This window comes from Paenibacillus sp. UASWS1643, assembly GCF_008693195.1.
In the GTDB taxonomy this organism is placed as follows: domain Bacteria; phylum Bacillota; class Bacilli; order Paenibacillales; family Paenibacillaceae; genus Paenibacillus; species Paenibacillus amylolyticus_B.
On sequence record NZ_VXKZ01000115.1, the window covers coordinates 275,294 to 301,976 of the forward strand.

Annotated in this window: 18 protein-coding genes and 1 pseudogene; 16 read left to right on the forward strand and 3 right to left on the reverse strand. The window is 44.1% G+C overall.

The genetic code is table 11. The features are described from left to right. The first annotated feature begins 107 nt into the window (after positions 1-107). The 11 genes from FE296_RS25900 (at position 108) to FE296_RS33970 (ending at position 16,822) form a co-directional block, all read left to right on the forward strand. A complete protein-coding gene (locus FE296_RS25900; protein WP_124115121.1) occupies positions 108-1,085 on the forward strand; it encodes an aldo/keto reductase in 978 nt (325 codons plus the stop codon). 421 nt (positions 1,086-1,506) lie between these two features. Further along, positions 1,507-2,607, forward strand: a complete 1,101-nt coding sequence (locus FE296_RS25905) for an ATP-binding protein (protein WP_150366797.1) — start codon at positions 1,507-1,509, stop codon at positions 2,605-2,607. Further along, complete coding sequence (locus FE296_RS25910; protein WP_150366798.1) at positions 2,595-5,063, forward strand: DUF5682 family protein; 2,469 nt, start codon at positions 2,595-2,597, stop codon at positions 5,061-5,063. The genes FE296_RS25905 and FE296_RS25910 overlap by 13 nt, the downstream gene beginning before the upstream one ends. Then, positions 5,048-6,271, forward strand: coding sequence for a VWA domain-containing protein (locus tag FE296_RS25915; RefSeq protein ID WP_223869031.1), 1,224 nt, complete (start codon positions 5,048-5,050; stop codon positions 6,269-6,271). Before FE296_RS25910 ends, FE296_RS25915 begins: the two co-directional genes overlap by 16 nt. A gap of 19 nt (positions 6,272-6,290) precedes the next feature. Next, a complete protein-coding gene (locus tag FE296_RS25920; protein WP_150366799.1) occupies positions 6,291-9,848 on the forward strand; it encodes a DUF4132 domain-containing protein in 3,558 nt (1,185 codons plus the stop codon). A gap of 4 nt (positions 9,849-9,852) precedes the next feature. Then, on the forward strand, positions 9,853-11,685 hold the full coding sequence (locus tag FE296_RS25925) for a hypothetical protein (RefSeq protein ID WP_150366800.1): 1,833 nt from the start codon (positions 9,853-9,855) through the stop codon (positions 11,683-11,685). After that, complete coding sequence (locus FE296_RS25930) at positions 11,672-11,950, forward strand: hypothetical protein (RefSeq protein WP_150366801.1); 279 nt, start codon at positions 11,672-11,674, stop codon at positions 11,948-11,950. Before FE296_RS25925 ends, FE296_RS25930 begins: the two co-directional genes overlap by 14 nt. Before the next feature lie 217 nt (positions 11,951-12,167). Continuing rightward, on the forward strand, positions 12,168-12,710 hold the full coding sequence (locus FE296_RS25935) for a sigma-70 family RNA polymerase sigma factor (protein WP_150366802.1): 543 nt from the start codon (positions 12,168-12,170) through the stop codon (positions 12,708-12,710). Positions 12,711-12,723: 13 nt separating this feature from the next. Then, a complete protein-coding gene (locus FE296_RS25940) occupies positions 12,724-14,139 on the forward strand; it encodes a DUF4179 domain-containing protein (protein ID WP_150366803.1) in 1,416 nt (471 codons plus the stop codon). A 174-nt stretch (positions 14,140-14,313) separates the two neighbouring features. Continuing rightward, complete coding sequence (locus tag FE296_RS25945) at positions 14,314-16,134, forward strand: WG repeat-containing protein (RefSeq protein ID WP_317889429.1); 1,821 nt, start codon at positions 14,314-14,316, stop codon at positions 16,132-16,134. After that, positions 16,115-16,822 carry an RsiV family protein gene (locus tag FE296_RS33970; protein ID WP_317889430.1) on the forward strand — a complete coding sequence of 236 codons (708 nt, stop codon included), beginning with the start codon at positions 16,115-16,117 and terminating at the stop codon, positions 16,820-16,822. Before FE296_RS25945 ends, FE296_RS33970 begins: the two co-directional genes overlap by 20 nt. A gap of 153 nt (positions 16,823-16,975) precedes the next feature. Here the strand turns inward: FE296_RS33970 and FE296_RS33550 are convergent. Further along, positions 16,976-17,246, reverse strand: a pseudogene (locus FE296_RS33550) (YbaK/EbsC family protein). A gap of 757 nt (positions 17,247-18,003) precedes the next feature. On the opposite strand from FE296_RS33550, the gene FE296_RS25960 reads away from it, so the two are divergent. The 5 genes from FE296_RS25960 to FE296_RS25980 all read left to right on the forward strand — a co-directional run bounded on the left by FE296_RS25960 (position 18,004) and on the right by FE296_RS25980 (position 23,908). Further along, positions 18,004-19,803, forward strand: coding sequence for an ABC transporter ATP-binding protein (locus FE296_RS25960; RefSeq protein WP_150366804.1), 1,800 nt, complete (start codon positions 18,004-18,006; stop codon positions 19,801-19,803). Further along, a complete protein-coding gene (locus FE296_RS25965; protein WP_150366806.1) occupies positions 19,800-21,548 on the forward strand; it encodes an ABC transporter ATP-binding protein in 1,749 nt (582 codons plus the stop codon). The genes FE296_RS25960 and FE296_RS25965 overlap by 4 nt, the downstream gene beginning before the upstream one ends. Before the next feature lie 83 nt (positions 21,549-21,631). Then, entirely contained in the window at positions 21,632-22,597 is a 966-nt protein-coding gene (locus FE296_RS25970; RefSeq protein WP_223869032.1) for an ABC transporter substrate-binding protein, read from the forward strand. 166 nt (positions 22,598-22,763) lie between these two features. Next, on the forward strand, positions 22,764-23,201 hold the full coding sequence (locus tag FE296_RS25975) for a hypothetical protein (RefSeq protein WP_190945545.1): 438 nt from the start codon (positions 22,764-22,766) through the stop codon (positions 23,199-23,201). A 308-nt stretch (positions 23,202-23,509) separates the two neighbouring features. Further along, positions 23,510-23,908, forward strand: a complete 399-nt coding sequence (locus FE296_RS25980) for an RDD family protein (protein WP_124115109.1) — start codon at positions 23,510-23,512, stop codon at positions 23,906-23,908. A gap of 305 nt (positions 23,909-24,213) precedes the next feature. Here FE296_RS25980 and FE296_RS25985 read toward each other — a convergent pair whose 3' ends face one another. Both FE296_RS25985 and FE296_RS25990 read right to left on the reverse strand, forming a co-directional pair. Then, complete coding sequence (locus FE296_RS25985) at positions 24,214-25,692, reverse strand: hypothetical protein (protein ID WP_150366809.1); 1,479 nt, start codon at positions 25,690-25,692, stop codon at positions 24,214-24,216. Between the two features lies 1 nt (position 25,693). Continuing rightward, positions 25,694-26,677 carry an AAA family ATPase gene (locus FE296_RS25990; protein WP_150366810.1) on the reverse strand — a complete coding sequence of 328 codons (984 nt, stop codon included), beginning with the start codon at positions 26,675-26,677 and terminating at the stop codon, positions 25,694-25,696. Between the last annotated feature and the right edge of the window lie 6 nt (positions 26,678-26,683).

Genomic DNA, 26,683 nt, shown 5'->3' on the forward strand with positions numbered 1-26,683 from the left:
GGTCCAAGTGGATGATTGAGCAGGAAAATAGAGGAAGATGGAAGAAGACATGGTAGATAGAATTGGTTATTATGCTTGGTAAAAATGAAAACGAGGTGAACGCTGACATGTCTTACACACAACTTCCTTTGCATCAACACCGGATTCCGGCAAGTCGAATGGTTCTTGGCTGTATGCGTTTTGGGGGCGAATGGGACGGGCTTCCCATTACTTCAGATCTTGTCGTGGAGGGTCATCGAGCGGTCGAAGCGGCTATCGAAATAGGTATTAATCACTTTGATCTGGCGGATATATATACACGTGGTAAAGCGGAGCATGTATTGGGGCGAGTTTTATCCGAAACTCCTGGCTTGCGAGAACAGATCATTATACAGTCGAAGTGTGGTATACGTCTTGTAGGTGATGATGAAGGACCGCAGCGTTATGACACCTCAGGTGCACATATTCTGGCGAGTGTGGACGGTATCCTGGAACGGCTCGGGATCGATTATCTGGACATTTTGCTGTTACACCGTCCTGATCCACTAGCCCATCCACAAGAGATTGGAGAAGCACTGGCTGATCTGCATCATTCCGGTAAAGTACGCCATTTTGGTGTGTCCAATATGGGGTCTGAACAGATTCGCCTTCTTCAGCTTCATAGTAAAGTACCTCTGATTGTGAATCAGTTGGAGATGAGTCTGGATAAAATCGGATTCGTAGAAGCCGGTGTGACGGTTAATCGGCCCCAAGCCAGAGACAACGTGTTTCCCTATGGCACGATGGAATATTGTCAGGCAGAGCATATTCAACTGCAAGCTTGGGGTCCCCTTGCTCAGGGGCGATTTACTGGCAGGGTAGTTGAGGGACAGCGCGCGGAGATTGAGCATACGGTTCAACTGGTTGATCGAATGGCCAAGGAGCGTGGGGTGACACCGGAGTCTATTGTACTGGCTTGGTTAATGAAGCATCCAGCAGGGATACAACCTGTCATTGGTTCGATTCGACCAGAACGAATTCTGGCCTGTCGTGATGCAACGAATATTGAGCTTACCCGTTATGAGTGGTACGAGCTGTATTCCGCGTCATGCGGACGTAGATTGTAAGTAGAGACTTCTGAGAGATTGGTTAGTTTCGATTAAAATTCATAGAGGTTGGATGAAATTTGAACATATAAGAAGACACGGGCTGCTGATGGCCTGTGTTTTCTTTGTGATATTCAGCTTCATTTGGTTGAAACACATTATCGAAAGTGTAATGAATCCTGAGGTCATATGGCCTACAATGCGTTTACATGGGTAATAAGCATGCTGATTCGGATCCGAAACCAGTGTGTTGGCACGGTTGTATGGATATTTCACCTGCATATTTGCGCTAGAGGCTATGTCCATGGACTTAGGAAGAGTGCTGATAAGAAGGACGTTTCAACCATTTTTATCGTTTTACCGGGTAGTTGCTGGAGTGCTGTGATAAAATGATAGGAATAAGAACATACGATCTGTTTAAGTGAGAGGAGACACCTTGACGATGGAGATGCTTAAGCCACCCGCCGAGACATTATACGAGGTTGAATTACGCGCGCTGCGAGAGGAAGATCAGGGGAAACGCCCCCCGAACTGGCTGTTATCTCCCGCCTATGTGCGCGATTTTATTATAGGCAGGGATAAGCCTGCATTATTGAATGGAGAAGAGATCCCGATTACCCGCAAATTCTATGGCAATGACGTGTTAATTGAACGTGCAGTGGTTACTCTGGCAGGCAATCGAGGATTAATGCTCGTGGGAGAACCCGGGACAGCCAAGACCATGCTTAGCGAACTGCTGACCGCAGCAATCTCCGGAACCAGTCTGAATACGATTCAGGGTACGGCAGGCACGACGGAAGATATGATCAAGTATTCCTGGAATTACGCCATGTTGCTTGATAAAGGCCCTTCGGAAGCGGCACTTGTGCCATCACCGTTATATAACGGAATGAAGAAAGGCATTCTTACCCGTTTTGAAGAGATTACACGTTGTCCCGCCGAAGCGCAGGATAGTCTGATTAGTATTCTCAGTGACAAGGTCATGAGCATTCCTGAACTGGATGGTGGTGTACTGTTTGCCCAACCGGGATTTAACGTCATTGCTACAGCCAATATTCGGGATAAAGGTGTTAACGAAATGAGTGGTGCATTAAAACGTCGGTTCAATTTTGAAACAATCAAGCCCATTTATAACGTAAAGATGGAAGCCAAAATCATTGAGTCCCAGGCACGAAGCCTGTTATTACATAGTGGAATTGATATTGACATTAACCCGGACGTGGTTGAATTGCTGGCTACAACATTTATGGAACTGCGCACCGGCATGACACGGGAAGGCTACAAGCTTGACACCCCGCAAGCATCCATGAGTACGGCGGAAGCAGTGTCTGTCTATGTCCAGAGTGCGATGACTTCCTATTATTATGAAGATAAAGCTATTGCACTGGATCGGTTGGTACAGAACATGCTGGGAACCATTGCAAAGGAAAACGACAAGGATCTGTCCATTCTTAAAACCTACTTCTCCAAGGTCGTAAAAGAGCGTTCCAGAGAAGAGGGAATGTGGAAGGACTATTATGAGGAGAGAAAATGGATCGGTTAACAGCAGCACTGGACCCTGATGTTGATCAGTTACAATCCCTGTTCGAGTCCCAAGTATATAACCTGAGTAATCATACGGTCTATTATCCAATACGACACCATAGCCCTGCATGTTCATATCACTTGTTACGATTAATTGGGGAGTACAAGCCGGATATTATTCTGATCGAAGGACCGGAGAGTGGTAATCCATTAATTTCGGTTCTGAGTGATGAGGCAACGATACCTCCTGTCAGTCTGTACTATACCTATGAAAGTGAATTGGAGAGAGAAGCCTGCTATTATCCGATGCTTCGGTATTCGCCTGAATATGTGGCTTTGAAAGAAGCAAAACGGCTGGATATTCAGGCGAAGTTTATTGACCTGGACTATCAACATTTCTCCACTCGCGCATCCAAATCCGGCCAGACAGAGCAAAAGGAGATATCCATTCAGGATGAAACCTTGCTTGCGGGGTCTGATTTTATTAACCGATTATGCCAAAAAACAAACTGTCGCAGTTTTGATGAATTGTGGGAAAAGGTGTTTGAGATTGGTGGCCTGGAGAAATCTACTGAGGCATTCGTGCAGGATGTATTCACGTATTGTACTTTATCCCGAATGTGTTATTCCACGGAACGATTACAGTCTTCAGGTGATCTGACAAGAGAAGCGCATATGAAACAAAATATTAAACAAGCGGTGCAGGAGCATGACCGTGTGCTTGTCATTACTGGTGGATTTCATACGTATGGACTGTTGATGTCAGAGAAACATGAATCTGAATTGGAACAGCCAGAAATGGATAAACAGCATGCAGACCAACGTTCGGATGGGCAAGGTAAACCAATTACTTCTCAACAAAGTGCGGTTGATCCAGATACGGTTCACCAACAAATGTACCCGATGGTCTATACCTTTGCTGAAGCGGATCGGCTCAATGGATATGCGAGCGGCATGCCTTATGTAAATTATTACGATCAGATCTGGAACCAGCTGCTTCGCAAAAAGAGTACACCGTATAATCTAACGGCTCTGGACTTGTTATCCCGGCTGATGCGCCAATTACGGGACGGACACGAGCATGTATCAACCAGTGATGCAATTGAGGCATACAGTATGATTCAGGGGCTTGCCGGGCTTCGGGGTAAAAAGGAAGGCGGCGTCTATGAGTTAATGGATGCAGCACTCTCTTCCTTTGTGAAGGGGGAGCTTACCTTGGCGACCGATAAACCGCTGCAAGAGCTGCAGCAGTTATTGACAGGAGACGTCATTGGAAGCGTGGCTCCCAATCCATTTAGTATTCCCATCGTGGAGGACTTCAAGATGCGTTGTACAGAGTACAAACTGCAGATTCGCACAACAGGTCAACACAAGAAAGTGCTGGATCTGTATGCAAAACCGGAGCATCGTCAGATAAGCCAATTGATTCAATGCATCACCTATCTGGTTCCGGAATTCGCGAAACGGCAATCGGGGCCGGACTGGATCGCAGAGCGTGATATGAATCTTGTTCGCGAAACCTGGGTTTATATGTACTCATCCCGCATTGAAGCCAGATTGATAGAGAACTCCCTCTATGGCGGGACACTTGCTGGAGCAGCCACACGCAAAATGGAAGAACAGATGCAGGAAATACCGGATCATCATAGCGGTGAACTTGCCCGACTCATGCTTCAAGCGTTGCTCATGGGACTTCAGGATACAGCGATGAAACTCTATGAACAGGTTCGCTCGGCGCTGAGAACCGACGGGAATTTTCTATCCTTATGTAACAGTCTGCATGTCTTGAACCGAATTCATCAGCACCGCAGGCTACTGGGATTATCTGACGGGCAACAACTCCCTGAGCTGGTATCCGAGGCTTACAGGAATGCCGTAGACAAGCTGCTACAGCTCTCCAGAGCCAATCCGGATGAACATGAAGCCATTATTCAGGGATTGAAGCTGCTAGCCATGCTCGCGGAGTCATCAGAGGGGTATTTTCAGGATGAGACATTCCGAATACATCTGAATAAGCTTCTGTCTGATCACCAGCTTCCGGCTCAGCTGGAGGGTGTGTGCGTGGCTATCTCCTCAGGGCTCGGTGACAGGCCCAGGGAAGAGATTGTTGATCGTGCACGTGGATATATTCATGGTACACCGGATCAGACCCGTCAGACGGCACTTTTTTTACAGGGAGTATTCACTGTAGCACGTGACGCTTTTTTATATGAGGATCAGCTCTTATCTGAGTTGAATTATATGATTGAACAGCTGTCATACGACGATTTCATCAGTATGGTACCGGAATTGCGGCTGGCATTCACCTACTTTACACCAATGGAGACGGGCTTGATTGCTGAACGGGTGGCGAGTCTGCATCAGGTTGAACCAGAGGAGATGTTGAGGCCTGCGGTGGATGAGCAGATGCTGATCCAGTCCAAAGCATGGGACGAAGCGCTTCGAAAGGAGTTTGCCGCATGGAAGCTAATATGAATGAAGCGAATCGGAGAACGGACGAAACCAGAGAAATCAATGAAAGTTCCAATCCGGATGGAAGCAACCGAGGGGGTCAACATTCTGCTGAAACCTTGAATCGATGGCGTCTGATTCTCGGTGAATCCGCTGAAGAAGGGTTGAGTAATACAGACCAATATACTTCGGCTGAATTTCAATATACGGAAATCGATGAGATTCTGGGGTATCTGTACAATCGTGAATACGGTGAAGAACAAGGTTACCGAAAAGAGGGAGGACGCGGTGCGTCTAACCTGACTGTACCGAAATGGCTGCACAAGGTCAGGGATCTATTCCCCAAACCAACGGTAGAAATATTGGAGAAACAGGCGCTTGATCGTTATGGGCTGACAGAATTGTTAACAGACAAAAAGCTGCTTGAATCCCTTGAACCCAACATGAATCTGCTCAAGAACATTATGCAGTTCAAAGGACGGATGAAAGGTGAGGTGTTAAAAAGCGCCAAGGAGATCGTTCGAACCGTGGTTGAAGAGCTACGCAGCAAGCTGGAATCTCAGACCCGAGCCAGTATCATGGGCAAGCGCAGTCGCTATACCTCCAGTTCAGTACGATCCTTGCGCAATCTGAATTTCAAGCGAACTATCACCAAGAATTTGAAGAATTACGATAAAAACAAGCGCAGATTTGTGATTGATCGCCTCTATTTCGACGGAAATATTCAGCCCCATAACAAGTGGAACATCATCATTGGTGTGGACGAGAGTGGCAGTATGCTGGATTCAGTCATCTACAGTTCGGTGATGGCCAGTATCTTCTACCGTTTGAATGCGTTGCGCACCCAATTATTCATATTTGATACGCAGGTTGTTGATCTGAGCGACAGACTGGAAGACCCCGTAGACGTGCTCATGAATGTACAGCTCGGCGGGGGGACACATATTACGAAAGCGTTGCGTTATGGCGAGACGTTAATCGATAATCCAGGCAAAACCATCTTTATTCTGGTCAGTGATCTGGAGGAAGGGTACCCGATCGCGCAAATGTACAAAGCCTGTAAAGATATCATCGATGCAGGATGCAAATTGCTGGTTCTCACCGCGCTCGATTTTAACGGGGATTCAGTCTATAACAAACATGCCGCCCAGACATTAACCAATATGGGGGCTCATGTAGCAGCAATTACGCCTAACGAACTCGCGGATTGGATCGGCGAGATCATCACTTAAATTCAAGGAGGAGTGTGTAATGCTTACCGCAGACCGCGCAGTTGAAACTTTGGTGGAGAAATTCGCAGTAACTTGTTCAAACGAGTATTCATTGAAAACAGATCGCAGCTCCGAAATTATCGATTACGTCTTGGGAACGACAGACATGTTCCCGGATATGATGGGAAATTCGAGTCATTATGTGTATCAAACGATTGATCTGCTCATGAAGCTCGCTAAAAAAGACGATGGAGATATCTTTTACCGTGCCGGGGCTATTGTGATATATCTGGAATCCAATTATTCCAAAAGAAATTCATGGAGAACGGATGCCTTTACTGTCTGTATGGGAAATGACTCCGAAGCCTACGGATTGAGCGGGAAGAGCAAAAGCGCTGATCGCATGGATGGATTGTTGTCCCGGTTGGAGAAGATCAAACAGTTTGCAGGCGAGAACCAAATTCTGACTGAATTAAAGAGTAAATTAAAGCGTGCCCAGTGGCTTTTTGATTCCAAAAAAGCGGACAGTCAAGGGGATTACCGGGATGTAATTAATGCACTAATGCTGCTGCAACTATATTCAAGACTCAGTGACATGGCTTCTCATCTTGCAGAGGTTCAATCTTCTGTTCAATCGTTACCAGTGTTGTTTCAACATGTAATGGCTAATGATGCAGATAAGTTGCGGGGCGAGCTACATACGTTGATTGAACCTGTAGTGGTCAGTAATATTCAAGGAAAGCATAACGGATCTTCCCAAGAATTGAAGGATGAATTCCTCAAGCAAAAGCGTAATCAGCTCATAACGGAGCTATATCCCAATACGTCTTTCTCTCCAAAAGAGCAATGTTCACATGCTGTATTCCATCAAACGATGGTACTGGTGAGCAGTGCCTTGTTGTACCTGATTAACATTAGTGGAGGTAAACAACGGTTCCTTGATACAAATAGTGAGATTGGGCATGTTTTGCTTCACACAATACATCAATTACATGAGATTTATCCACTTGAAGTTCGCCGTTACTTGCTGAGTATGGACCCTAGAGCAAAAAGTCCAAATGATCTGCTTGCTGGACTTGTACCTCTGGATGAGCCTTATCAGTTGGTTGAAATGTTGCGGGACGAGCTTAATTCGTACACGGTATCTTGGAACATGCTACAATCTGCGATCGCAAATCGTCCTGAACAAGCGATTCGAGCATACGAGATTATGAAACCGCCATTCCTCAAACTCTGCATTCAGAAATTCATGGAGGATCAGGGTTTGGAGCTGCCCAATGCGGAGGGGTCCTTGGAGCAAGCGGTATTCAACGCTCTTCGGCATCCATTGGATGGGGGGCGTCAAGGACTTGCGATTGCAAGATACTTAAGTGGGGAAAACACCCTTGAGGAATATTGGGAGGACCCGAATAGTCGCGCGTTGTTTAATCAACTGAATCGGGATAAGAAGCGTGTTCACAACCTCATTAGTATTAGTTTTCTGCCCTTGGACTCGGAGGCGATGCGCAGGTTCGCAATCCTGACCACTCATCCCGATTGGACACTGGATATTATCTCGGACATGTACAATTCATACGCGTTTAGTGGAGAGCAGCTGCTTCAACGTTATGGGCAAGATCCTGAGGTGCAACGTGAGAAATTGCTAACCAGCCTGATCTCACTCAATGGAATGACCGACTACAGATATAGATCCATGCCGCATGAGGAATACCGCCGAATCATTCAGCAGAATCTGGACTATGCACTGACACAGTACAAGAAACTGCCAACAGATACACGCATTTTAATTCTGGAGATTACCTTTGAACAGCGTGATGAGTTATCGAAGAAAATATTGGCCGAAGCGATTCGTGCCGGATTGCAGGATTCTTCCAAAAAGGCCAACGGCGTGGCGTTAGCGGAATTCAACCGAATTCCTGATCAGGACTTGTATACGCTCGTATACCTCTCGGAGAAAAAAGTGGGAATCAAAGAGATGGCTCTGACCGCAATCCGCAGTCTGGAAAACAGCAAGGAGCTGTACGGTGAGCTTTTGAAGAAAGAGAAGGCAGAGGATTGGAAGAACCTGATTCAAATTCTGCTGGATACCGCAGATCTGAGCCCGGAGTATGCTCATGCTGCGCTTGCTGATCAGGCAGATAACAAAAAGCTGTCCAGATTAAGCTGGTTGTCCCTGAAAGACCTCCCTTCCCTGATGCGAACAGAGGACAATCAGCCGTTAGATGACCGAATTAAGCTTTATGTTTTGGTGCAATCGCTGGATCACACGTCTGGACCCAATGAAAGATTAAATGAATTACGGGATTACGTAAGTGAGGCATCGCTCGCTCGTTTTGCAAGTGAATTGCTTCAGGTCTGGATTCAAGAAGGTGCCCCCGCGAAAGAAAAGTGGGTGATGTATGTTTCAGCACTCTTTGGCGATATTCACATTGTGAATATTCTGGCTCCGCAAATTAAGGAATGGACAGAAAACAGTCGTGGCGCGATTGCAGCAGACGCTGTAAAAGTGCTCGCTTATCTGAAAGATCCATCCGCTCTTATGGCGATTGATAAAATCAAACGTGGCGTGAAGAACCGTCAGGTGAAAGGTGCAGCAGAAGAAGCATTGCAGCTTGCAGCCGATAATATGGGACTTACCTCGGAACAACTGGAGGATCGGCTGGTCACTACACTTGGTTTTGATGAAAAAGGAACCATGCAGCTGAGTTACGGAGAGCGTTCCTTCCTTGTTAAGGTCAATGGAGACTTACAAGTCGTTGTCTTAAATGAAGATACGGGCAAATCCGTGAAGAGTCTGCCTGCTCCTGCACAGAAAGATGATCCTGAATTGGCAGCCCAGTCCAAGGCACGTTTCACACAGCTGAAAAAAGATCTCAAATCCATGGTTAACATTCAGGCGCAGCGTCTGGAAGAGTCATTGTCCAAGCAACGTCTGTGGTCTGCCGATGAGTGGAAAGCACTGTTTGTACAAAATGTAATCATGCAAAAATTTGCTGTTGGTCTGATCTGGGGAACATATGAGGATGGCGCACTAATCAGCACCTTCCGTTATATGGAGGACGGCACCTTCAATTCCGTGGATGAAGACGAGGTTGATCTGCCTTCAGGTGCACAAGTGGGACTTATACACCCGTTGGAGCTGGATCAGGCGACGCTTGAAGGTTGGACAACGCAGTTGGAGGATTACGAGATCAAGCAGCCATTCGAGCAATTGAATCGTGAGATTCACCAGCCGGAAGATGAGGATATAATGAAGAATGAATACGATCATCTGCCCGAGTCTGATTTCTCACCAACGGCTTTCCCCAAAGCACTGGAGAAATACGGTTGGATCAAAGGACCGGCTCAGGACGGCGGCTGGTATCATGAATTTTATAAAGTGTACGGAGATCTTGTTGCAGAATTGCAATTCAGCGGTACGAGCATCACGTATTACGAGGGATTGGATGACATTACCCTGGAATCCCTACATTTCTTCAAACCGAATAACAAGCAATATTATTACTATGGTGACAACAAACCCATTGCTCTAGGCAACGTTCCAGGTCGCGTATTCAGTGAAACGATCTACGATATTCTGAGAGCAACGGGGCGTTGATGACGTGAGTGGATTCAAAGAGAAATTCCGAAGTTTTTCGAAGCTGTGTACGGAGGATTATTTGATTCGGTATGCCAACAAGGGGTTGTACAAAAGGTCTTTGAAAGAGTTGGACAATGGTGTAAGTGTAACGTACACATGGAATGCATCATCTGTGAGCTGCGAGTTAAGTGATGGGACACGCTGTACGCTTGAGGATACGCTGGATCATTGGAATTGTTCCTGTCCGTCAGAGCATATCTGCAAGCATGTGCTGATTGCCATACTATATGATCAACGGGAACATTTGTTAGAGGATTCAATGAATGCAGACGAGAAGCATGCGCTGGATAAGGGTTCAGGGATATCGGATAATGATCCGTTGGACGTACCAAAAGACGTATCCGTAACAGACGCAGTTTCAAACTTAGTATTAAACGTGGACGATCCAAGCGAAATTCCGCATACGGTATCACATGAGATCGAGTCTCGCTTCCGCTGGATGACGGAGTCTGACCTTACTGTGTTAATTAAATCGTATAGTTCTTCCATGATTGAGGAAGTTGTTTTCCGACTGAGGTACCCAGAGGAAATTAAGATCATTGAAGATTCACTTCTTACGGTTCATCTGACCACCCAGAATATCGAGGTGTCTTTTACGGAGGAACCGAACCTTGCAAAAGCACTATGTAAGGTGCAGCAGACAGCAGGGAAAATGGCCAAGCTTGAAGCTTTGCTACGATATCGGAACCTAAAAGGACTGGATGATACGGATGCATTAAGTGGACGGGTGTACGAAGCCAAGTTCTCTTTGCAGACAGTGCAGGAATGTCGGGTTATGATGGCAGGATTGTTGAAGACGGGACTGGCCCGCCTTCCTCAGTCCCATATGGCACAACTGGAGACTTTGGCAATTGCAGCTCATAGTGGCAACCTGCCTGACATAGAACGCAGTTTGCGAGGGATTCAAGGGGAACTACAGTTGTTTTTTAACAGACATATACGTTTCTCCATGCAATCCATGTTGGATCGGATAAGTAAGCTGTATCTTGCACTTCGGGTTCTTGAAGAAGAAAAGGTGTCTGTCATTCAGCAGAGTCAGCTCATTGGCAGTTTTCGAAGTAAATACTTTACGGTGCCTTCACTTCACCTGTATGGACTGGGAGCTGATGCGTGGGAAACACGATCCGGTTTCCGTGGAATCACCTATTATTTCTATTGCTTCGATGATGAGGAAATCTACACCTATAGCGATGTACGTGCTGTATATTATGATGATCAGCAGTTCTCATATACAGAGCATTATGGTGCATTCACACCATGGCTGCCTAATCTGACCTTTCGCCAGTTTGTGGGTGAAGAAGTTCAATTCCATTCAGTTAAAGTGAATGAAGAACGCCGGATATCTTCCGGGGAAGGTGCCAAACTTGCTATTTTGCCACGAACGAGTGTGGAAACGTTGAATATGGGCAAAACCATGCAAGATGTAAACTCTGTACTTCAAGAGGAATCGCGATCGTTCGACTTGTTTGCTACTCCCAAAGAACGATTGGCTGTGATCAAAGTGGCTCGAATTGTGGACCATAGCTTTATCAAACAAACGCAGGAGCTTGTCCTGACGGTTGAGAATACCGAAGGGGAAAGACTGGCACTCACTCTCCCGTATTCATCTGACTGGCAGGCGATGATCCAAAGACTGGAGTCAGGATATGGTTCCCAATCGCTTGAACACTTCTATGTCTTTGCGCGTGTGGAACCCAAACGGATTAGCCCGATCAGTTTCCTGAAGGGTCAAACGGTGCTCAGTCTGAAACTGGATATCGGTAATGGGAGGATGGGCAGACTTGGAAGAATATAATCAGTTCATGCAGAGAATTAACGGCTGGTCAGAAGAGTTGCTGCTGCGCGGGTTATCCCAGTTTGCGATCCGGGATATCGAGGTGCTTGAGCAGCTCGCAGCGGAATCCTCGCGGTTGCAGATGAGTTTCCTGCATGAGTTGTTGAATCACCTCATCAAGGAAGGGCGTAGCGTGGCTCTTGGACAAGGTAATGAAGAGTTGCTGTTATTTCAGTATTGTCGTCTCACGCAATATGTGCAATTGAGTGTGCAAGAAGAGGTGTAATACTGGTTAGTATTCCAAGCGAAGGCACATGAAGCGATATGATGTAATAAATAAGATATAGTATAGAATATAGAAGATTTGCAGAAGGCCTCTAGGTCACTGCAAATCTTTTTTATCGTGGAGTAAGTAAAAGTCATTTGCCAAACGAATATAGGTAGGAAGCACGGATCAACACGAGCATTCGTGATATGAGCATGGAAGGGAGGGATACATAATCGTGGAAGAAGAACAAATACGGAAGGCAGTAGTGAATCGGGATCCTGAAGCCATGGAATGGGTGATGGACCACTACGCAGGTTTGTTATGGAAGATTGCTCATTCCATCCTACATCATGCATCGGCAGAAGAAATTGAAGAATGCGTAGCAGATACATTTTTTGCTTTTTGGCAGAATCCGGATGCATTCCAATCTGGGCGAAGTAGCTTGAAAAATTACCTTGCAACAATCACAAAACATAAAGCGATTGATCGCTACCGGAAACTTAATCGAAGAACTGAGCTTACATATGAAGAGGAGATTCATTCGGTGCAAACGGATGATTTGTTGGTTCAGATGATCAGTAAAGAGACGAATATGGAACTTAATCAAATGATTGACTCTTTTCCAGAACCGGAACGGGAGATTATGAAACGTCGGTTATACGAAGGACAGAGACCCCATGAGATATCGGAAGCATTGTCCCTACACGTTAGGCAAGTCCATAACAAGCTTTATCGCTCCAGGCAACGATTGAGGACATGGTGGATGAACAGGAAATAAAGGAGGCGATCAAATGCGAAAATCCGGGAAAGAATTCACTGAGCAGAACCTCTTTAATATTAAAAAGTTGTTCTATGATAAATTGGCGATGAATGAACCACCGACCATTACGAGACCAGATTCATCATTTTATCCACCTGTATTATATCCATCCGCTCCATCCGCACAGACCAAGAAGTCCATGAATAAAAGAAAAAGGTATCGCAAAGCCATCTATATTCCTGTAACCGCTGCCTTATCGTTATGTCTTGTTACAGGTGCAGCTGCAACGGTGGGCATCATTGACCTGCCTTCTATTCTTCATTTTCTAGGTGCAGATCGGATTGGCATTCTTCAGCCTGTTCATCAGGTGAGTGAAGATCAAGGGATTCGAATGGAGGTTATAGGTGCTGTCAGGGACGTAGATACAACGGAAATCTATGTTTCTTTGTCAGATCTGACGGGTCAACGTATTGACAAGACGCTGGATGTATATGATTACAGGGTCACCGGAGGTAATGCAAACAACGCTCAAATTAGTCATTATGATGAAGCTAATAAAACGGCTATTGTTCGATTCCTCATTCAAGGAAAAGTCAGCAAAAATCGAATTACCGTTCAGATTAATACGCTGATGTCAGGTACATCTCGACAAGATGGTTACAACGTACAAGTGGACTGGGAGAAGTTGCTACAAGAAAAGCAAAACAATAGTTATGAAATCCTGGAGCGAGATCGTATAAGTGGCTTGGGAGGTAAAACCGATATTCAATTGGAAACCGATCCAATTCCGGTACTGCATCAGGATGTAACGAATGTCCCCGTTTCCGGTATTGATTGGATGCATATTTCCAATATGGGTTTTGTGGAGGGCAAGTTACACATTCAGATTAATCCGAATAATGAGATAGGCGAGTATAATCATGGATATTTCTACTTCACGGATGAGCAAGGTCGAAAGCTCGATATACCTGAATATTCCGTTAGCTATGGACATTATATGAAAGATGGGGTCGGGTATGGAGGAGATTATGAGGAGTTTGTGTATGATCTGTCTGCTGTTGACGATTTAGATAAGTTGAGACTTCAAGGCAGTTTTACGAGTATTAGTGAAGTTGTTCAAGGGAATTGGAAAACGACCTTTAACTTGAGTCAAAATGGTTTGAGTAAAACAGGAAACGTCCAGCTTGATGCAAATGGAGCCTCACAGGCGAATGTAACCCTTTCCGCAGTTGGCGTCACACTTACAGGTGAGGCACTGAGCAAGATTCACATGGAGAATTTGAGTATTGAAGTTCACCTGAAGGATGGTACCAAGTTGACTGGCAAATCCGGTTTCCTCCAGCTGGATCAGGATCTCATCAAGTGGATATCCCCTAAGACCATTCCGGTGAACGATGTGAGCTACCTGCTACTCAATGGAGAGAAAGTAACTTTGCAAGATAGATAATATGAAAAGTGAATCAAAGAATCGGGGGATAAGTGCAATTAGAAGGTTGTTCTGTCATCAGAGTGGTAAGTGTGAGTATTCTTTAGTTCAACTTATATAAAATGAATTACATGTCATATCCCGATTTATGAAGCATACCATTAGGCGAATGCGGTCATAAGGGAGGAAACTGATATGTCCATGAGCGAACCGCTGTTAACGCAAATTGTGAATCAACATATTCCGGCTGGTGCAACGGTCGTCACTATTGATAAACCTGTTCAACATCCAGCGATTTATGCGGCAGATCTTACCGGTGACGGTATGCCGGAGATTGCTGCAGTCTATCAGTTGAATGGTGAGCTGTATTTGCTCATTCTGAAATTTGTTCAAGGACATTGGATCAAGATGGCACTAATTAAGGGATTGGGGTATGGGGTGACTTTAATGACTGCAGCCCCTGTAACTTCAACGGCAAGGAACAATCTCATTATCGGTTGGCGGATTGGTTCTATTTGGTCTAAGCTTGCCGTATATGAGTGGACGGAATCAGGGCTCAAAGATCTGGCGCCTGACGATCTATACTATAGCTATGCAGAGATTATAGATATGCCTGGTCCACATGGTCGAGATGGGAAAGTGGAGATTGCACTCTGGATACATGACACAGGTGAAGCCTATCGTGTGGAGATTATCCGATGGCAGAATGGGAAATGGGTTCCTGCACCGGATGTATATGCAACCTATTATCCAAAAGTGGTGCAATATTACGAGCAACTAACCCAGCAATATCCTGATTATATCTTTTACTGGTATTACCTTGCGGATGCTCAGTACCATGCCGGCCAGTATCCGGCAGCACTCGCTTCCGTTCAGAAGGCACTCAGTTTCCCGGAAGCTTATCCTTCCAGAGAAGTGCTACAAGAGCTCGAAAAGAAAATTAAGCAGGCGATGGTCCCTATAAGCCATGCCCGGGTAACGACGTGGTTATATCCAATCTCCGTTCGAACTACGACTGGGACGCGTTGGGGGTATATGGATGCACAAGGCCACATTCGGCTTGAGCCGGTATTGAATGACGCGCAAGAGTTTCAGCCCAATGGGTTGGCTGTGGTTGTGAAGGATGGTCGAGCCGGTGTGATTAACCTTCAGGGGCAGTATGTCGTTCAACCTGTATACGATTCCATCAATTCCTTTTACGAAGAACGGGCGATAACCATTGATTCTCAAGGATTTAAGATGATTAATGAACAAGGTACAGTCCTGACCAAACGGGCGTACCCGTATATCTCGAATATGAACGACGGTCGAGCTTTATTTTACGATTCAAACCCTGGTCAGGCAGATGGTTCGGTGAGTCGGTATGGTTATTTGGATGCGTCGGGCAATGAGGTGATACCTGCACAGTTCGCTTCGGCGAATGATTTTCAAGATGGCAAAGCAGTTGTGCAGATTAAGGACAATGAATATGCACTCATTAATCGCAATGGACATCGGCTCGCAACGTATCCATATGCCTATGTGGGACCACTGGGGGATGGACTGCTTGCTTTTCAAAAAGAAACCTCGGGCAAATATGGGTACATCGACGAACGGGGTAATATTCGCATTCAGCCCAAGTTTTCATCGGCATTTCCTTTTAGCGGCGGGCAAGCGATTGTTAATACAGCAGAGGACTACAAATCGATCTACGGTGTTATAAATACGCAAGGATCGTTTATCATTCAACCCGCGTATAATGACATCCGTGAATTAGGCGAACATCGTTATGCGTTGGGGCAAGCAATTAATCCAGAGGAGCCTTATATTGGCTCTGTATACGCGATTGCTGATACTAACGGTAGAAGGCTTACGGAGTTCGTATATCGCGAAGTAGGCAATTACAAAAAACGGCCTTGCTTCCGCATCGGATGGAAGACAGACCTATCTGCTGGATCTGAGTGGAAGACCTGCTGCTGGGTATCCGCATGTAGAAGGTTCGGGTACGCTGGAGGTTGTGGCACCAGATCTGATTAAGGCAAATGTAGACCAGCGCTTATCTTATGTGAACCGAGCTGGACAGATCATCTGGCAGCAAAATACAATCGTTCCGCTTCATCCGCCGTACCGTGTACGCGAAGAGAAGTACAAACCAAACAGGGACTACCTCGTATATTATCCGCAGGTGGAGGGATTAACGAACCAAGCGGAGCAGCTTGCGCTGAATGCCAAGTTGAAGCAACTCTCCCAGGTTAAACCGATCCCTGCGGATCAGCAACTGGATTATACGTATACAGGTGATTTTGATATTACGTTTTATCAGCAGCAATTGCTGCAACTGCAACTCACAGGTTATAACTACCCGGCGGGTGCAGCGCATGGTATGCCTACGATGATCTATGCGATCATTAATCTGACGAATGGTCAGTTGTATGAGCTGAAGGATTTATTTAAACCAAATAGTGACTACGTAAAAGTGTTAAGCCAGATTGTGGGGGATCAGATCAAAAATGATCCTCAATACTCGTATGTGTTTCCGGACACCTATACGGGGATTAGTGCGGATCAGCCGTTTTTTGTCACAGCGGATGCTCTGCATCTCTACTTCAATCCATATGACATCGCTCCCTATGCAGCAGGATTTCCAACGTTTACGATTCCTTTTGTCCAGATCAAGGATATCATTAATACAGAAGGTTCGTTCTGGAAAGCTTTTCATGGTTGATTGAGGGTACAGCCAACATTTTAACGAAAATATACGCTAAGGACGTTGAGGCACGAAGACACGGATTTTTCCTGCTTTAAGCAAATGTCCGCTAATACTTAGCGTATAAAACAGTCAAAATGTTGGCGCTACCCCATATAGAACTACTATAAATCAATCATTCCATCCTTTACATACATCAATCCACTCTGAATAACTAGAGTATTTTTCTAATTGTTTTATTGTAAGTTCAATAGCACTATTGCTATTCTTTGAATTTTTTGTTATCCACTTTTGCATCCCCGGCAGCAACTACTATAACAGCTTGTCTATTCACTATAAAAGAAAGTGTTTTTGCGATTCTCTCTGGCTTACAACCTCATGCAGATGCAGCCAAATCCACGGTTGCACTAGATACTTCAAATTCGATAATTTGAGAATCCATACCATATTGTTTAAAAAAATCTGTTGTAAATGATACATGGTTCTTGATAGAGATTATTATAGGAATGAAAAACATTAGCACGAAAGCGGAGTGCTTGACTTTCTTTTAGTACATTTTTTTGTTGACTACCATTTCTAACATACCTTACCACAAAAACATATTCTTCCACACCATCAAGGTGCCTTTCAGATGGATAGTGACATCCAGGATCAAATTCGATATAGAATATTTCAACGTTACGGGTAGGGTAACTCTTCCAATAATAAAGATAAAGGGACTTTTAAGCCCATTGCGATTTTCCAAAGAGTTGTAATCGTTGGTGAAGACTATTCTCTTTCATTTTGTCCAAGCATAGGCTTCCTTACATCAGTATAGGCGACAGTTTAATGATGTAAGTAACTCCTTCACATATTTATCCATACTAAATGGAAAATATTACGGGAGTTACAGATCGAAGAAGTCATATTTGTCTATACAAGAAAAAAACGAAAACTTTCTCCAACAACACTTCTTTTGCTTGGCGAGAATGTAAATACTTCACCATTCATTCTCAAGTTAAGCGACGAGGTCATATGTCCAATAGGGCTTATAAGAAGCTGTGAGATAACAATAATCCGTGAAGAGGTATTATTGCTCCGTGAAGAGGTATTATTGCTCCGTGAAGAGGTAGTGATCATTCAGGGTTCTATGAGATATTAATGTGCGTATAAAGCACTGCACTATATTGAGAATGATTATTAATATCAGGAGGGATAAGATGAACAACAGATCTGAAGTGTCCGGACTAATGCAAATAACGAAGGAGCGCAAAGGTCTGCTGATTACAGCAAGTATCTTCTCGACCCTGTCGAGTCTGTTGCAGATTGTTCCTTTTGTCGGAGTGTATAAGATCGTCGAGGAACTGCTTACGCATGCCGGCCAACCATCTGCCATGGACAAAGATCTGTTGATCTATTGGGGGATCGTCGCATTCATAGCCCTGATTGCAGGGCTTGTTGCGCTCTATATCGGAGGGATGTGCTCACACATCGCTGCGTTCAACATTTTGTACCAGCTCAGAGTAAGACTTGCGGAACATGTTGCCAAAGTACCCATGGGCTATCATACCCGGACGGCAACCGGTGAGCTGAAGAAGATCATCGAAGTCAGTGTGGAGAAAATCGAGAAATTTATCGCCCATCAGTTGCCGGATCTGGTGAGTGCGATCGTTATTCCGTTAATGCTTCTGGGTTACTTGTTCTGGCTTGATTATCGCATGGCGCTGACGCTTTTGGTTCCGATTGGAATCGGGTTCTGGCTCCAAAGTCGTCTCTTCCGCAGCGAAAAAGGCCGTCAGGCTTATCGTGATTTTCAGTTTGCTATTGAAGAGATGAATGCAACAGGTGTCGAGTATGTGAGAGGTATGCCTGCGGTGAAAGTATTTGGCATTACAGCTGATTCGTTTCTGACGTTTAAACAGGCGGTAACGCGTTATCGGGAAATTTCGTTGAAAATTACAGATTTATGTAAAACATCCTACGGGCTATTTTTTGTAATCATGATCTCGTTATTTACCTTCATTGTTCCAGTGGGTATTCTGCTGTCGAGTGGAAATGCGGGGAATCAGTCGTTTGCGATCACGTTTATACTGTTTCTGATCATTACACCGAGTCTATCTGCACCGTTATTGAAGTTAATGTATCTGGGTAGTGGGATGCGAGAGATTGTGGAAGGACAGAAACGGATTGAATCGGTATTTGCTGAGCCGGTTGTACAAGAACCTGTGTTTCCCAAAGTTCCGGATACATATGAGGTTGCCTTTCGGCAGGTATCTTTTGCTTATGAACGCAAGGAGAGCGAAGCATATAAACCCGTACTTGAACAGATTGATTTTGTAGCCAAAGCAGGAGAGATGACCGCACTTGTCGGACCTTCTGGTGGGGGGAAGTCAACCATTGCGAATCTATTGCTTCGTTTCTGGGATGTGCAGGAAGGTGAGATTACGATTGGTGGGATTCCGATTCAGGAGATGGGTACGGAGAAGCTGATGGATACCGTGTCCTTTGTATTTCAGGATGTTCATCTGTTCTACGATACGATCGAAGAAAATATTCGGATGGGCAATACATCAGCTTCACGACAGGACGTTATAGCTGCGGCTCAAACTGCTTGCTGTCATGAGTTTATCGAGAAACTGGATGCTGGATATGACACCAAAATCGGAGAAGGCGGCACGTACCTGTCCGGCGGCGAAGCACAGCGAATTGCGATTGCACGGGCACTGCTTAAAAATGCTCCCATTCTGGTCCTGGATGAAGCGACGGCCTACGCGGATGCAGAGAATGAGTACAAGATCCAGCAAGGTCTAACCCAATTGGTTCAAGGCAAAACGGTGCTGATTATTGCTCATCGTCTAACAACGATTCGTGCAGCCGAGCAAATACTCGTGATCCGCAAGGGAACGATTGCCGAGCGTGGGACACATGATCAATTGCGTGCATTAGGCGGAGTATATGAGCACATGTGGCAAGCCCATATCAGTGCGGCTTCCTGGAAGCTTGGAGGTGCAGGACGATGAAGAATTATTTATACAATATATCTGGCGGTAACCCGCGTAGTCTGTTTCCTTCGGTTATTGCAGCGATTCTGGACGGGATTGCCAAGATTGTTCCTGCAGCGCTGCTTGTGGACATATTCAATACGATCTATAAGTCTTTCGCTGATCCGGACAAAGGACTGGATATCAACCGAATGTGGATTGTATGCTGCATCTTGTTTGTCTGGATTCTGGTGGAGTATGCGGCTTACGCCTCACTCTATGATAAGACCTATCGGGCAGCATACAGCCTCGCGGCCTCAGGAAGGTTGAAGTTGGCCGAACATATTCGCCATCTGTCGCTAGGATTTTTCGGAAAACGTGATCCCGGGGATCTGACAAATCTGATCTTGAGTGATTATGGTCAGGTCGAGCATACGATCTCTCACAATCTGTCGCAGCTAATCAGTGCAATTGTGCTTCCTGTCCTTGCTTTTGGTGGACTTCTGTTGGTGGAGTGGAGAATGGCCGTAGCTATGTTTATTGCGGTTCCCTTAGGTGTGGCTCTGTTATGGCTTACGGATTCGATTCAGGCACGACTGAGTGAGAACCATGTTCGAGCCAAAAACGAAGCCGCCAGCCGGCTGCAGGAATACCTGAGCGGTATTCGTGAGATTAAGGCTCACAATATGGGGGGCAAACGTTTTGAACGGCTGCGTCGTTCTTTTGATGAATTGAAATCCGCTTCCATTCGGTTGGAAGGTATCATGGGACCGATGATCATGGGCGCGATGTTGCTCGCAAGATCAGGAATGACATGGATGATTCTGGTGGGCAGTTATTTGCTTGCAGGTGGTGAGTTGTCCTTACCGGTATTTCTGTTATTTTTGCTGGTAGGTACGAAGGTATTCGAACCGTTAACGGTTGTACTGATGAGTTATGGGGAGATGCGGTATTCTGCGTTTAGTGCTAGACGCATTATGGATGTGCAGCAGGAAGCCCCGATGGCAGGAACGGGAAATGTACAGCCCAATCAGGCGATTTCATTTGACCAGGTGACCTTTGGATATGATGACCAGCAGCCGGTGTTGAAAGACTTGTCGTTTACGATTGAGCCGCATACCATTACTGCCCTGGTTGGGCCATCCGGTAGTGGTAAAAGTACCGTCACACGTCTCATTGCCCGCTTCTGGGATGTACAGCAAGGAACGATTCGCATTGGTGGCAGACCCGTTGATCAGATGGACCCGGAGAAGCTATTGCAGGATATCTCTGTGGTCTTCCAAGACGTATATCTGTTCCAGGATACAATTGGCAACAACATTCGTGTAGGAAAGAAAGACGCTTCGCAATTCGAGATTGAGGAAGCAGCACGCAGAGCTTGTTGTCATGAATTTATCTCCGGTCTGCCTCAAGGGTACGATACGCTGGTTGGCGAGGGTGGATCGACGTTATCTGGTGGGGAGAAGCAACGGATTTCCATTGCACGTGCCTTGTTGAAAAATGCATCGATCGTATTGCTCGACGAAGCCACAGCTTCACTTGATCCGGAGAACGAAGCCGCCGTGCAGCAAGCGATTAATGAGTTAGTCGCGGACAAGACGGTTATTTTGATTGCACACCGTTTAAAGACCATTCAGAATGCCGATCAGATCCTTGTACTGGACCAAGGTCAGCTCGTAGAGCAAGGAACTCATGCGCATTTGTTAGATCACTCAGGCATCTACGCTCGGTTGTGGCAATTACAACAGGATGCAGTAGGCTGGCAGGTAAAATTGAACGGATAATGAGTTCGATGAGATAGACAAAGTAACTGAAGCAAATAAGCCTAATGTAGCTAATGAACTGACATAAAAGGAGAATGACAACGATGTTAAAACGAATTCCTGTATGGATTGCACTATGTTGTATGCTCACCTTGGCGGCCTGTGGAACGACCCAGACCACCAGTGAAGTGGCCAGCTCCTCAGAGGGAACTGCACAAGCAACGAGCAAATTGATTACCAACCCAAATGGAGAAGAGATTACGATCCCTTTGAATCCAGAGCGCATTGTTGATCTATCCGGCTCTACAGAAGAACTGTTGATCATTGGGAAAACACCTGTGGCCACGATGAGCGCGGATTACGGTAACCCGGAGGAAATCACACCAACCATTAAGGATCAGCTGAGTGCAGATACTGTTAATAATCTGGGCTGGTATGGTTTCCCGTTAAGTATTGAAGCTATAGCGGGTGCCAATCCGGACCTGATTATTCTGGGAAAGGATTTTAACACGGATCAATATGAAACTTTATCTAAAATTGCACCTACAATTGCATTGCCATACTCCTACTATGATTGGAGAGAACGCCTGACATTCTTGGCAGATACGTTTGGAGAAGAAAGCAAGAAAGACGAATATCTGGCCAAGTATGATGCGAAATCTGCAGAGTGGAAACAAAAGCTGGAGGCGGCTGTACATGGTGAATCCTTTGCCGTAATTGAGACATATCCAAACAACCTGGTCATCTATTCCAATAAAGGGGCAGCTGAGATGTTATACGGTGAATGGGGCCTGAAGCGCACAGAGGGGATCCCTGAACCAGAGGGCTGGGGCGGTAAACAGATCGCACTGGAGGCTCTGGCTACCGTTAATCCGGATCGTCTGCTATTGATGGAGAATAGCGAGAATAAGATGGTAGACAGCAAGGTGTGGAATAACATGAATGCAGTGAAGAATGAAAAGATCTATAAAATCTCTAATGTCGATAATTACAATTATTCGTACACAGCGATGGGGAGAATGGAGCTTATGGACCGCCTGGGTACGATGATTCTGGAAGGTCAGAAGTAGTCGTTGGATTAGAGCAATTTACGATGGATTAACTTTAACATTTAACAGAACCTAATAACGCCTATGTGTAATTGTGTAATTTGTTCGAAATCATGTAACTTGAACGGTTCTGGCTGCGTTTAGACATTGGGGTGATCTGATGTTGGTGAACGCGATTCAACGTTACATGGTATTAGGACTGATATTTATCGGGATCTTCTTTACAGCACTCATCGTTCTTGAGAGGATTGAAGGGTACCATATTACAACGACAGAGTATTACGGCTTGCGTAATCTAGGGGGCTTGATATATATTTTGTCGTTTATCCTGGGATTCGGTCACTATTTAGTCGCTCTTTATGTTGTTATTCTTATCCCGATCTCATGGCTGCTGCGGAAATATGTATGCTTTCCTATGATGAGAACTTTCATCTATATGATTGGGTTTGGATGGGGCGGGCTGTGGGTTTTTGATCTCTTGTACAATCCATATTTCGTGAATGGATACCATCTGAACCGAATGACATCGATATGGATATTTGCCATCGCCGGTTTAGTTTATGCCCTTGTGGAGAATAAGATTTGGCGAAGAGGGCTGATGCAGAACGAACAGAAAGCTACTTAACAAATGTTGAGTAGCTTTCTTGGTTTACATAATTATTATGGTGTTGATGATTGAGGCAGAAGCCATATAAATAAAAAGGGATCAAGTAGAGTATGTATGTAAACATGAACAACACTTAAGATAATTCGATAGTTTGTTATAAAATTCACAAAGGGTGCAAGTGAAAAGAAATAGAAGTTATCTCGTAAATAGGTAAAATTTTCTGTTATACTATCTGAGTTGTGTACATAAAGTTAAATATTTTATGAAGGGAGTTCGTGAAGTAATTTAGCCGTTTAGTTTAAAATTGTAGTTTGGAGGAAAGCATTTTGTATAAAGCAGGTTTTTGGATTAGATTAGGAGCAAGTATATTGGATAGTCTTATTATTTCAATTCCGTTAGTGATTATTGCAGGTGTGCTTACGGGTAACTTTGATGCGGATGAGCCGATTGCCAAACTACTTAGTGCGTTATACTCAATTTTATTACCAGTTTACTGGTATGGTCGAACCATAGGAAAACGTATATGTGGAATTCGAATACGCCAATACGATACACACGAACCGCCAAAAATTGGTACGATGCTGATGCGAGTTGTTGTGGCTGGACTTGTGTACGTATTAACTTTGGGTATCGGAGTTATTGTGAGTGCTTTTATGGTCGGTATGCGTGAAGATCGACGAGCAATTCATGATTTTATTGCAGGAACAGAAGTAGTCTGGGATTAAACGAATGCTTATAAGAATTGGCTGTACAGGGTTAAAACGGTTAAAATCACTGTGCAGCTTTTAAATCATTAGTACTGTTTCACAAAACTCGTATTTTGTACATATGTCAGGAGCTGGCTCAAGGTACTTGGTAGGCAACTTTATGATGTCATTCTTGTCTGAGGACAAGAACTTGTACCGTTAAAGGACAAGAACTTGTACCCATTGACGATTGACGTTGTTCTTTCCTTCATTTTATTAGCGATTAGCGCTTTACTTCAAAGAAAAAAACCCGTTAATTTTCATCATTTGAAAATTAACGGGTTTTAAAAACTTAATCTTTTCACATATTTATCAACTGACTTTTGTAGCTTTAAGTTCTCTTCATTAGGGTTACTCATAACGAGTATTGCGATTTTCTGAGGTGTAAAAGATTTCATGGATTGAATCGCGTCTTTGTTATGCCTATCCTGATGCGGACATTTCCATTTAGATCCCGATTGAATTTCATCTAGATGATAAAACTCAATTGAGCTTGATGAAGAATTTCCACATTTAATATATTTTATTGCTATGTTTGGGAAACTGTTATCTCTTATTTGTTCAATTTCGTTCCATTGAGGTACACTTGCTTCTACACTTCTTTCTCCTGCGACTCTCAACCAATCAATAAAAAAGTTTGCACTAAATTGAGCTACTATCTTTTTTAATACCCAGAATAATGCGTTTTGATTAATCCCCCCCTCACTTCTCATTTGATGACTAACGATTTGGTCTGCAAAGTATTCTAAGTGATCTCTTATGATGAATGGTCCTCTATAGAAAGAATCATTATCTACTGTTCTACACATAGTGTCACAGTAAAAATATTCTTTGTTCAACAGAGATTTTTTCCAAAATACATAAGCATATGCATATGGACATATAGTGGGGAATTCAGCTAATTCATCTGCTTTTTTGAGTTCCATTAGTTGAGAAATACAATGTCTATGTTCCTCCAATACAGTTGTTAGTAGTTCTTCTTCTACTCTCTGGTATGCAGCGGAACAAACACGCAATAATTCATTTTGGAATGGGCTGGAAAAATATTGATTCTGCTGAATAGGATCAGAATCGTCATATTCAAGAGTTTCCTCTGGAGAAGCTTTAATTAACGATTTTAAGTTGCAGTGCTGTGCATGAATGATCCATTTGAACTGAATTTTATTATCATCCGAGTTTTGAAGCCATCGGAGTATAGTTTGGTCTAAATGTTCCGGTCCTCTCCATTCATTCCAACTGGAAGAATGCAAGTAAGCGAGAAAATGTCCACATTTACACATAAATGCATGATCCAATTGTTTATTAGTTAATAAGAATGGTATTTTTGCTCTACATTTAGGGCACGAGTTAATCAATCTACACTCATGAAACACACATTCATCAAATAGTTTGAATTGGTGAAACCAAGAATGATATCCCCCGCTCAAACAGTATTCACACCAATGAAGATCTTTGTAGAACCAATGCTCCCAGGAACGATATAAACCATGAAAAGGCTTAATCAGCGATTGAATAATATGATTGTTGTGTTCTTTTAGGTTGATTTTAAAAGTTTGATGAAGCAATTCTTCATTGAAACTTCTTAATTCCATAAGCTCTCTCTTTTTATCCCCAACGTTATGCTTTACGTTTTGTATTTTGTCATTTCCAAAATAACGAAGTAATTCGTTTCGATCAGCTAAGTTAACTAGAGTTAATTTCTCAAATACAGACCAGGGTGACTCAAATTCAAAAAGCCATTCTTTTCTCCAAATGACACTCATTTCAGTTAGCTCCTCTATGTGCTAAAGCCATATAGATCTCAGATTCAATGTAACCAGAAAGCTTAATTGCATCCAACCATTGTTGTGATGTAATCCATTCTGACTGTTCGCCATGAGCTCCAAATATCTTTAACGCATTTTCAATTGCAAAAGCAAAATACTCCATTGGAATTTCTAAATCCGAGGATACTCCATGTTCCCTTCGAAGTGACATGAAATGTTGATAAATTGTATCAGCATCCATTTCAAGTCGATAGCCCTTTTGAAATCCCTCGGGAAAAAAGTAACGAGTGTAGCTCCATCCACTATTTTCAGGATAGCAAGATATGTCTGGCGCATCATAACATCGAAGAACACGCTTCATTTCCTCCACTGAAGTAAGACCAAAAAAACGATGTTCATGAGTCATAAAACGACCAATAATCTGTGACTTTTTTTGTTCGAGAAAGAATGTTCTTCTTCCCAAAAGTTCATCCTGCCCAACAGATATAACAGACATACTTATCTTCTCACGATCCAACTGATTGTAGATATCCATTAACCAGTTATAATGATACTCTGTTAGCCGGTGCGCTTCGTCCATGATTAGTATAATTCTTCTTAAGCGGGACTTTTCAGCTTTTTCCATTAACAAATTGACAATTTGGTTCCGCAAATCAGATGGATTTCTCCTTTTTATAAAAGGAAATTTAAAGTCTTGCAACATGTCAACAAAAAACTTTTCTTCGCTAGGAACCTTATAGGAATTGCTATTAGCAATCAAAATCGGTAATGGAGCTTCCATGTATGTCGGGAAATTTTCAATTGCGTATTTTATAGCATATGTTTTTCCTATTCTGGGTCGTCCATAGACAATCATCCCAGGTAAGCGATTCATAACAATTTTTTTTAGACTTTCCATTAATCGAAGAACTTCTTTAGTTGGCAGCAAATAGTGGCCAACTTCAATCGGATGTGTTCCAATGCGTACCATAGGTTTATTCATATGAAT

What these genes read in the sequence shown, in the direction of transcription:
- FE296_RS25900 (WP_124115121.1), top strand. Translation starts at nt 108, where the DNA reads ATGTCTTACACACAACTTCCTTTGCATCAACACCGGATTCCGGCAAGT.
- FE296_RS25905 (WP_150366797.1), top strand. Translation starts at nt 1,507, where the DNA reads ATGGAGATGCTTAAGCCACCCGCCGAGACATTATACGAGGTTGAATTA.
- FE296_RS25910 (WP_150366798.1), top strand. Translation starts at nt 2,595, where the DNA reads ATGGATCGGTTAACAGCAGCACTGGACCCTGATGTTGATCAGTTACAA.
- FE296_RS25915 (WP_223869031.1), top strand. Translation starts at nt 5,048, where the DNA reads ATGGAAGCTAATATGAATGAAGCGAATCGGAGAACGGACGAAACCAGA.
- FE296_RS25920 (WP_150366799.1), top strand. Translation starts at nt 6,291, where the DNA reads ATGCTTACCGCAGACCGCGCAGTTGAAACTTTGGTGGAGAAATTCGCA.
- FE296_RS25940 (WP_150366803.1), top strand. Translation starts at nt 12,724, where the DNA reads ATGCGAAAATCCGGGAAAGAATTCACTGAGCAGAACCTCTTTAATATT.
- FE296_RS25945 (WP_317889429.1), top strand. Translation starts at nt 14,314, where the DNA reads ATGTCCATGAGCGAACCGCTGTTAACGCAAATTGTGAATCAACATATT.
- FE296_RS25960 (WP_150366804.1), top strand. Translation starts at nt 18,004, where the DNA reads ATGAACAACAGATCTGAAGTGTCCGGACTAATGCAAATAACGAAGGAG.
- FE296_RS25965 (WP_150366806.1), top strand. Translation starts at nt 19,800, where the DNA reads ATGAAGAATTATTTATACAATATATCTGGCGGTAACCCGCGTAGTCTG.
- FE296_RS25970 (WP_223869032.1), top strand. Translation starts at nt 21,632, where the DNA reads ATGTTAAAACGAATTCCTGTATGGATTGCACTATGTTGTATGCTCACC.
- FE296_RS25975 (WP_190945545.1), top strand. Translation starts at nt 22,764, where the DNA reads ATGGTATTAGGACTGATATTTATCGGGATCTTCTTTACAGCACTCATC.
- FE296_RS25985 (WP_150366809.1), bottom strand. Translation starts at nt 25,692, where the DNA reads ATGAGTGTCATTTGGAGAAAAGAATGGCTTTTTGAATTTGAGTCACCC.
- FE296_RS25990 (WP_150366810.1), bottom strand. Translation starts at nt 26,677, where the DNA reads ATGAATAAACCTATGGTACGCATTGGAACACATCCGATTGAAGTTGGC.